Source organism: Flagellimonas aequoris (assembly GCF_003584165.1).
Classification (GTDB): domain Bacteria; phylum Bacteroidota; class Bacteroidia; order Flavobacteriales; family Flavobacteriaceae; genus Flagellimonas; species Flagellimonas aequoris.
On sequence record NZ_QXFJ01000010.1, the window covers coordinates 114,001 to 123,417 of the forward strand.

Genomic DNA, 9,417 nt, shown 5'->3' on the forward strand with positions numbered 1-9,417 from the left:
GGTTTATTTTTTAGAACACAAACGAATCAGAAGGATGAAAAAGTCAATGTTGATTTTGGGGCTGTTGTCCTGTACAATGGCTATGGCCCAGACCGCCAATGAGTATTTCGAGACCATGAAATTCAGGAACATTGGACCGTTCCGCGGAGGGCGTTCCGTAACGGCCAGCGGTGTAATCGGTGATCCGCTTACGTATTACATGGGCACCACGGGGGGCGGACTTTGGAAGACCACCAATGCGGGAGGCAAATGGGATAATATTTCGGACGGTTTTTTTGAAATGGGTTCCGTTGGGGCCGTGTCTGTTTCGGAATCCAACCCAAATATTGTGTATTGCGGTATGGGGGAACATGCTCCTCGTGGGGTCATGACCTCTTATGGCGATGGGGTGTATCGATCCAATGATGCGGGCAAGACCTGGATCAAATTGGGATTGGAACAGACACAACATATTTCGCGGATCATCATTCATCCTACAAACCCTGAGATTGTGTATGTGGCCGCGCAAGGAGCTTTATTTGCCCCGAACAAGGAAAGAGGCGTTTACCGTTCCATGGATGGGGGTAAGACTTGGGAGAACGTTCTATTTGTGAATGAAAGCACTGGTGCCGCGGAACTTTCCATGGATGCCAATAATCCGTTGGTGCTGTATGCAGCCATGTGGGAACATCAACGCAAACCCAATTACGTCATGAGTGGTGGGCCAGGCAGTGGACTCTATAAAAGTACCGATGGAGGAAATACTTGGAAAGAGTTGACAGAAGGTCTTCCCAAAGAAAAGGGAAAGATGGGTATTGCGGTAAGTCCGGCCAATTCGGATAAGGTGTATGCCATCATCGAGAGCGACTCCAACCAGGATAAAGGAGGTCTGTTCGTTTCCAATGATGCGGGCAAAAGCTGGAGCATGGTCAGTGGTGACAACCGCTTGGTGCAACGTGCTTGGTACTATATTGAAGTGTTTGCAGATCCCAATGATGAGGATACCGTTTATGTGCTCAGTGCAGAAATATTCCGTTCGGAAGATGGCGGGAAAACATGGGAATCCATTTCCGTGCCTCACGGGGATACCCACAACCTGTGGATCAATCCCAATAATTCAAACAATATGGTGATGGCGGACGATGGAGGGGCCACCATTACGTATGATTATGGAAAAAACTGGACCCTGCCCTATAATATGCCTACGGCACAGTTCTATCGCATCAACACAGACAATCTTTTTCCCTACAATATTTATGGCGGGCAACAGGACAATACTTCAGTGAAAATAGCAAGTCTTTCCGTAGGCAGATGGAGCATCGGCCAAGAAGATTGGCATTATGCGGCAGGTGGAGAAAGTGCCTTTTTGGCGTTTGACCCGGATCATCCAAGATATGTGATGGGAGGCAGTTATTTGGGAACCATTGAGTTGCTGGATATGGAATCCAAAATGGCCACCGATGTGATGGCGGCCCCTATTCAATATTTGGGGAGAGAGGCCAGGGACATGAAGTACCTTTTTAACTGGAACGCTCCCATTATTTGGTCCCAACACGAACCGGGCACTTTTTACCATGGGGCGCAATTGGTGTTGCGTACCCGTGATAATGGATTTACTTGGGAGGAAATATCCCCTGATCTGACCCGAAACCAAGATGATAAACAAGGCAACGGTGGAGGCCCTTATACCAACGAAGCCGTTGGGGCCGAAAACTATGGCACCTTGGCTTATATCATCGAATCACCTCATGAGAAAGGAGTGTTGTACACGGGAAGTGATGATGGATTGGTATACGTCACCACAAATGGTGGGGAGACCTGGGAGAACATCACCCCAAAGGGGTTAAAGGAATGTTTGGTGAACGCCATTGAAGTATCTCCCCATGACCCGGCCACGGTATATATTGCGACCACCCGGTACAAATTCAACGATTATACCCCTGCACTGTACAAGAGCACGGATTATGGCAAAACATGGACGAACATCAGTAACGGTATTCCTTATGGAGCTTTTACTAGAGTAGTTAGGGAAGACCAGGAACAAAAGGGACTCTTGTATGCGGGGACCGAAAAGGGACTTTATGTTTCTTGGAACGATGGGAAAAGTTGGGAGCCCTTGCAATTGAATTTGCCCAAGACCCCGATCACTGATTTAAAAGTGCACGAAGGGGACCTCATCGTGGCAACCTCAGGAAGGTCCTTTTGGATTTTGGATAACATCGCTACGCTATCCCAATACAATGGAGATTCCGCATCACTGAAACTGTTTAAGCCAGAGGACACCGTTCATGGTTTTTGGGGAAGCCCACTCAACAGTAGTTCCAAAAAGGCGGAGGGGACCAATCCTTACGAAGGGGTAAACCCCGCCAATGGCATGGTCATCTATTACAACTTGCCCAAGTCCATGGATAGCACCGAGATCACCATGGAAATCAAGAACGGTCAAGGTAAGGTGGTCCGTACGTTCAGCTCTAAAAAGGATGAAAGTTATATCCCCCATAACGGTGGAGGCGCACCTCCTGCCCCTGTCTTGGGAACGGATAAGGGCCTTAACCGATTTGTTTGGGATTTAAAGACCCCTATTCTGCCCGGGATTCCCAATGTTTATATTGAAGCCAATTTTACAGGACACAAAGTACCACCGGGGAATTACACCATCAGTTTAAAAGCGGATGGACAAACGGTCAGCACCCAGGGGATGATTGTACCCACACCCAATACCGATATGACCCAGGAACGGTTTGAGGAACAGGACCGGTTTATGAATGAGCTTGAGGCCAATCTCACGGATATGCACAACAAGTTGAACGCGTTGTTCAAGGTGCAGGGCCAATTAAAGGATTTGCTGAAGGATTTGGATAACGAAGACCTCAAAAAAGAAGGGCAATCGCTTCTGGATAAATTGAAAGCTTGGGACGAGGATATGGTACAGCGAAAATCGCAGGCGTATGACGATGTGGAGAATTTCCCGAACAAGTTTACGGCCGAGTACTTATTTTTGATGAACCAGAGCAATAGTTCCTTACCTAGGGTGAACCAATCTTCCAAGGATCGAAGAAAGGAATTGGACACCCAGTGGGTAGGATTGAAACAAAGAGCGGAGACCTTGATGAAGACCGACATCCCCAATTTCAATAAAAAGCTTTGGGAAAATGGGGTGGGCGCCATCAGAATGTAAAATATAGAAGACCGTGTTGTACAATTACATAAAATCGTTGCACCTCATATTTGTAGTGACCTGGTTTGCCGGGTTGTTCTACATCCCCAGATTGTTTATTTACCATATTGAGGCATGGCAGAAACCGTCACCCGATAAGGAAATCCTTTCGGAACAATTAAAATTGATGACCAAACGACTGTGGTACATCATCACATGGCCTTCTGCTATTTTGTGCACCCTTTTCGCTATCTGGCTGTTGATTTTGATGCCAGGGTGGCTCCAACAACCGTGGATGCACGTAAAATTGGCCTTTGTGGTGTTGCTTTTTGTGTACCATTTCAAGTGTCATCAGATATTTAAACAGATGCAACGGGACGATATCCGGTACACTTCCAACTTTATGCGGATATGGAACGAGGTGGCCACCATCATCCTATTTGCCGTAGTGTTCTTGGTGATTTTGAAAAGTGCCTTCAATTGGATCTACGGCATTGTGGGCATGTTCGTCTTGGCCATCCTTTTAATGTTGGGCATAAAAATGTACAAACGCTATCGGGAGAAAAACCCAGATGCTTGATAAGTACAAGTACACGTTTCAAGTTCAATTACAGTTTGAATTTTTAGCCAGACAATGTCTTGAACTTACTTTTTCACTTTAGCTTGTTTTTGAACTTGAACTTGTAACTTGTCTTTTGTTGACTCGATAATTGATTACATTTATCATCAAATCAGGCAGTATTGTTCACTAAATTATCCCTACGATCCCGTATTTTCTTTGGTATGATCACCTTAGTGGTCATTGCCTCTGTGCTGATCGCGGGGATAACCATCTATCAATATAAAGAGCAGGGCAAGGATTATCATGACGATAGGTTGCAGCGGAAGGAGGAACAGATCCTCAAGAGCATATCCTATGTGTTGAAGGAAACCACATATCCCGTGAACACGGAGAATCTAGGGCTCATCTTTAGGGACGAGATCTACAAGATCGCGAATGTGGAGAACGTTAACTTCAACATATACGACCTTGAAGGTAACCTGATCAAAAGTTCACGACCCAGTTTTGAGGCAGACTCCATAGCCAATTGCTTAAATTCCAATGTTTTGAATTACCTGAGAGACACTGGGGAATCGAGGTTTGTGGAGGAGAAACGCGCCGCAGGGGATAACTATCAGTCGACGTACACCTACATCAACGACCTCAAATTTAAGCCCATCGGTATTTTGAACCTGCCTTATTTTGAGGACAACACCTTCAACAATAAGGAGCTCAAGGAATTTCTTTTCCGATTGGGGATGGTCTATCTTTTAATGCTGATCCTTGCAATCGTATTGGCCTATTTCATTTCAAAATATATCACCAGATCACTACAGACCATATCCGATAAGATCAACAGGACCAACCTTACCCGCCAAAATGAGAAAATCTATTTGGCCAATCCTGGCGAGGAAATAGCAAAACTGGTGGATTCGTACAACCGCATGATCGATGAGTTGGAGGAAAGTGCCGTAAAATTGGCCCGAAGCGAAAGGGAACAGGCATGGCGGGAAATGGCCAAACAGGTCGCCCATGAAATCAAGAATCCATTGACACCGCTGCGGCTGACCGTGCAAAGTTTTGAACGGAAATTCGACCCCAATGATCCCGACATCCAAAAGAAGGTGAACGAATTTTCCAAGACGTTGATCCAGCAAATCGATACCATGAGCAATATTGCCACCGCGTTTTCGAGTTTTGCCGACATGCCCGCACAGCAGAACGAGACGTTGAATGTGGTGAAAGTGGTAAAACTGGCCTTGGAGATTTTTACTGAGGACTATATCCATTTCATCGCGGATGAGGAAGAGATCATAGCCAAGTTGGACCGCACCCAGCTGATCCGGGTCATTACCAATTTGGTGAAAAATGCCATACAGGCCGTTCCCGATGTGGAGTCGCCAAGAATCTTGGTCACGGTGGCCTCCGAAGGCTCCCATGTGAAAATTTCCGTTGCGGACAATGGGGTGGGCATCTTGGACGAGAACCGGGAAAAGGTTTTCGAGCCCAAATTCACCACAAAATCCAGTGGTACGGGACTCGGATTGGGAATGGTCAAAAACATAGTGGAAAACTATGGGGGAACCATTAACTTTACTTCAAAGATTGGAAAGGGAACGGTGTTCACTATCCGATTTCCCAAGGAACAAAAAAGATAATATGTAATCGGAAAGACCTTCCGACCTCCATCAAAAAAGTGCATATGAACTACGAGAACATTTACATCGAGGAAGAAAAGCAATGGGCCACCATTACCATCAATAGGCCCACCAAACTGAATGCCCTGAACAAAAGGACGATTGAGGAGCTTCACGTGGCCTTCAAGGAATTGAACGAGGACCCCGAGATCAAGGTGATCATCATTACGGGTACCGGGGAAAAAGCATTTGTTGCCGGTGCGGATATTTCAGAGTTTTCCCATTTTTCGGTGAAGGAAGGCAGACAATTGTCGGCCATGGGGCAAAAAAACCTGTTCAATTTGATCGAGACGCTATCAACCCCGGTGATTGCCGCCATTAACGGATTTGCATTGGGTGGTGGATTGGAACTGGCCCTGGCGTGCCATTTTAGGGTGGCGAGTAGTAATGCCAGAATGGGGCTTCCGGAAGTGTCCCTCGGTGTAATTCCAGGTTATGGGGGTACACAACGTTTGCCACAGCTCATCGGTAAGGGCAGGGCCATGGAATTGATCATGACGGCCAGTATGATCGATGCGGACAAAGCTTTCGCCTATGGACTGGTAAACCATGTGGTTTCACCTGAGGAATTATTACCACTTTGCGAGAAATTGGCGAGCAGGATATCGAATAATTCCACTGTGGCCATAAAACATGCAATAAAAGCGGTAAATGCTGGTTTTAAGTATGACGCCGATGGCTATGCCGTGGAAATAGATGCCTTTGGCCATTGCTTTGGTACGGACGACTTTAAAGAAGGCACATCTGCCTTTTTGGAAAAGCGCAAAGCAGATTTCCCCGGATCATGACCGTTGGCCTTAACCAAGCCAGACCATGATTAAAAAACAGATTCTTCTACTTTGCCTAATGTTTGCGGGGATAATGGCATCTGCCCAAAAAATGCCCGTGAGCTACGATTTTGGCGAAAAATACAATGACAGGTACCGCTATTCCAACCTTATGACCATTGATGAAGATGGTACAGGAGGCTACATATTGGTAAGGGCCTACTACCAAGGATTGATCCTTAGGCCCAAAGGCTATCTCATTGAACATTACAACAGCGACCTTGAGCTGGTTTCGGAATACAACTACAAGCTCAAAGGACTCGATTTTGTGAATGGATTCCTCAAGAATGGACAGTTGAACCTGTTGTTCCTCAATTACAATTATGATAAGGGAGAATATGAGTATTGGGTGCACAGAAGTCCAATCTTCGAATTCAATTTTAGGACGGAGAAGCTGCTTTCCATTGCTTCGGAAGAAGTGAACGATCCCGTGGGAAAAAACTACTATAATCGAAATTTCTCCAATGGGTTTACCACAGCGATCTTGTTCAATGAGGATAAAACAGGATTCATCATCAGTACCCACCATAAAAAGGGAAAGGATGAAAAGCACATCATCCATCTGTTTGACACTACCTTGAAAAAGCGTTTTGAATATGATTTTTCTGATGAAATCGAAGAAAAGAACTATGCTTTTGAGAATGTTGCTTTCTCCCAAGACTTGCAGACCGCTTACATTGTTGGAAAGGCCTATTTCAAGAAGAAGCGTTTTCAGGTAGATGAACGCAAGTTCCAATATGAACTGATCAAGATCACCCAAAATAGCAACCAGACCCAGTCCTTTGTGGATCCTGGTAAATACCCAGAGGCGTTGTATCCTATCCTCCTGAAAAACAGACTGGTCTGTGTGGGATTCTATGCGGATAGAAAGGACAACAGGTACAACGGTATTGCTTATTTTGATTTGGACCCCAATACCTTGGACATCCGTTCGCAGCGCTACAATCCTTTTTCCCAACAGTTCATGGACGATAAATTTGGTCGGGAAGAGGACAAGGACATCAAAAATTTGGTGTTCAAAGGAGTGGAGGTCACCCCAAGCGAGGAAATTTTCTTCAACGCCGAAGAGTACTTTGTGAGTACCGGCCTTGAGGTCACCGGAGCGGGACAACGTGTAAAAATTGAGCGTTACCACTACAACGACATTGTTAGTGTGAAGCTTGCACCGAACGGTAACATGGAGTGGGCAAGGAACATCAATAAAACAGAGGTTACCCAAGGCGATGGGGCCTATGCCTCGTATAGTTCTTATTGCAAGGACGGAAAAACGTACTTCTTCATCTGTACGGCAGCCGAAAACCCACAGTTGATCAATAATGAAAGGTTGATCTTTAAGCAGGGATTCAGCCGAAACCGGAATGTATTCATGATCTCATTGGATGAAAACGGCGTTATGGATTATGAAAAGATCATTGACCAACAAGAGGCCCGATTGCCTTTTATGGTTTCCATGCCGTTAAAGGATGAAGCGGCGGATAAGATGCTTTTCTATGCCAAACGGGGAGGCAAAAAGCAGTTGGTAAAAGTAGATTTTAAATAAAAGACCACAAAACGTAGAAAAAGGGCTTCCTTCGGGAAGCCCTTTTTTATTGGGTTCAACCAGCAAAAAGAAAGAAAAGGATTACAAAATAAGATTCATGTCAATTCCTATGCCCTATCCGTCAAACCATAGGGAGCATCGGTAAGTTTAGAGCCAGATTACCTGGAAACGCCGGACATAGTATACCACCTTCGCCGGACCAAAGTGAGCATAGCTGGCCGGTGAAAGTGAGCCACCCGCGCCGGACGAAAGTGAGCCACTTTTGGACCTGATCTGTCTGTAATGTGCCAAAGGTCTTTTTTTGTGAAAAAGGACCATGGCGAACAAGCAGATAGACATGCGAAAAATAAAAAGGATATTCAAGCTCTACACCTCGGGTGTGAGCAAGCGGCGGATAAGCCAGCAGTTGGGCATCTCCCGCAATACAGTGGCCAAGTACATCGATTTCTTCAAGCGTTACCGTCTGACGGCCTATGAGGTTGAGAAGATGACCCTGGAGGAACTGCACGGCCTCTTCAAGGCCGACCAAAGGCCGAAGAGCCCAAAACTGGTCGAGCTACAGCGGTACTTTCCCTACTTTGACAAGGAAATAAGAAAGACCGGGGTGACCCGACAGTTGCTCTGGGAGGAATATTATGCCAAGCATCCCGATGGGTTCAGGCTCTCACAGTTCAAGTACTGGTACGCCGAATGGCAAAAGGAGACCTCCCCCGTGATGCGGATGGAGCACAAGGCCGGCGACAAGCTTTTCATCGATTTTACGGGCAAGAAGCTCACCATTGTCGACAGGGACACCGGGGAGCTAAAGGAACTGGAAGTGTTCGTGTGCATATTGGGCAGCAGCCAGTATACCTACGTGGAGGCATGTGCCAGCCAGAAGCTCGAGGACTTCATCCGCTGCACCGAGAACGCACTGTGGTTCTACGGCGGTGTGCCGAGGGCACTGGTGCCCGACAACCTTAAGTCGGCCGTTACCAAGAGCAGCCGCTATGAACCAAAGGTCAACGAGGTGTTTGCCGACTTTGCCGAGCATTACGAAACGGCTGTCCTTCCCACGCGCACCTACAGGCCAAGGGACAAGGCCATAGTGGAGAACGCCGTGCGCATCATCTACACAAGGGTGTTCGCGCCCTTACGGAACGAGACCTTCCACAGTGTGGCCGATATCAACACCGCGATCCGGGAACTGTTGGAAAAGCACAACGACATGTCCTTCAGGGGAAGGGAATACTCCCGACGTTCACTGTTCCTCGAGGTGGAAAGCCGGGAACTGATGCCCCTGCCCGAAAAACGCTATGAGATAAAACGGTACGCCCAGGCCACCGTGCACAAGAACAGCCATATCTACCTTGGCAGGGACAAGCACTATTACAGCGTACACTACAGGCATATCGGCAAACAGGTAAAGCTTGTCTATACCGACAGTATGGTCGAGGTCTACCATAAACATGAAAGGCTGGCCGTGCACCGAAGAAACAGGAAACGTTACGGCTATACCACTTTGGCCGAGCACATGCCCTCCCACCACCGCTTCGTCAGCGAATGGAGCAGTGAAAGGTTCATTGCCTGGGCCGGAAACATAGGGGAAAGCTGCCAAGGCTACATCATGGCCATATTGGACAAGAAGCAGCATCCCGAACAATCCTATAAATCCTGTCTTGGCGTACTGCACCTTG

General features: G+C 46.9%; 6 protein-coding genes. All 6 read left to right on the forward strand.

Annotated features, from left to right (window positions below):
• Window positions 1-34: 34 nt before the first annotated feature.
• Window positions 35-3,157 carry a VPS10 domain-containing protein gene (locus D2U88_RS04600; RefSeq protein ID WP_119639129.1) on the forward strand — a complete coding sequence of 1,041 codons (3,123 nt, stop codon included), beginning with the start codon at window positions 35-37 and terminating at the stop codon, window positions 3,155-3,157.
• 13 nt (window positions 3,158-3,170) lie between these two features.
• Complete coding sequence (locus tag D2U88_RS04605) at window positions 3,171-3,716, forward strand: CopD family protein (RefSeq protein ID WP_119639130.1); 546 nt, start codon at window positions 3,171-3,173, stop codon at window positions 3,714-3,716.
• A gap of 203 nt (window positions 3,717-3,919) precedes the next feature.
• On the forward strand, window positions 3,920-5,335 hold the full coding sequence (locus D2U88_RS04610) for a sensor histidine kinase (RefSeq protein WP_119639131.1): 1,416 nt from the start codon (window positions 3,920-3,922) through the stop codon (window positions 5,333-5,335).
• A 44-nt stretch (window positions 5,336-5,379) separates the two neighbouring features.
• Window positions 5,380-6,162 (forward strand): enoyl-CoA hydratase/isomerase family protein, encoded by a 783-nt coding sequence (locus tag D2U88_RS04615; protein WP_119639132.1) that lies wholly within the window; start codon window positions 5,380-5,382, stop codon window positions 6,160-6,162.
• 25 nt (window positions 6,163-6,187) lie between these two features.
• Window positions 6,188-7,741, forward strand: coding sequence for a hypothetical protein (locus D2U88_RS04620; RefSeq protein ID WP_182859099.1), 1,554 nt, complete (start codon window positions 6,188-6,190; stop codon window positions 7,739-7,741).
• Between the two features lie 316 nt (window positions 7,742-8,057).
• On the forward strand, window positions 8,058-9,417 hold a 1,360-nt coding region (istA, locus tag D2U88_RS04625; protein WP_119639143.1), incomplete at its 3' end, for an IS21 family transposase.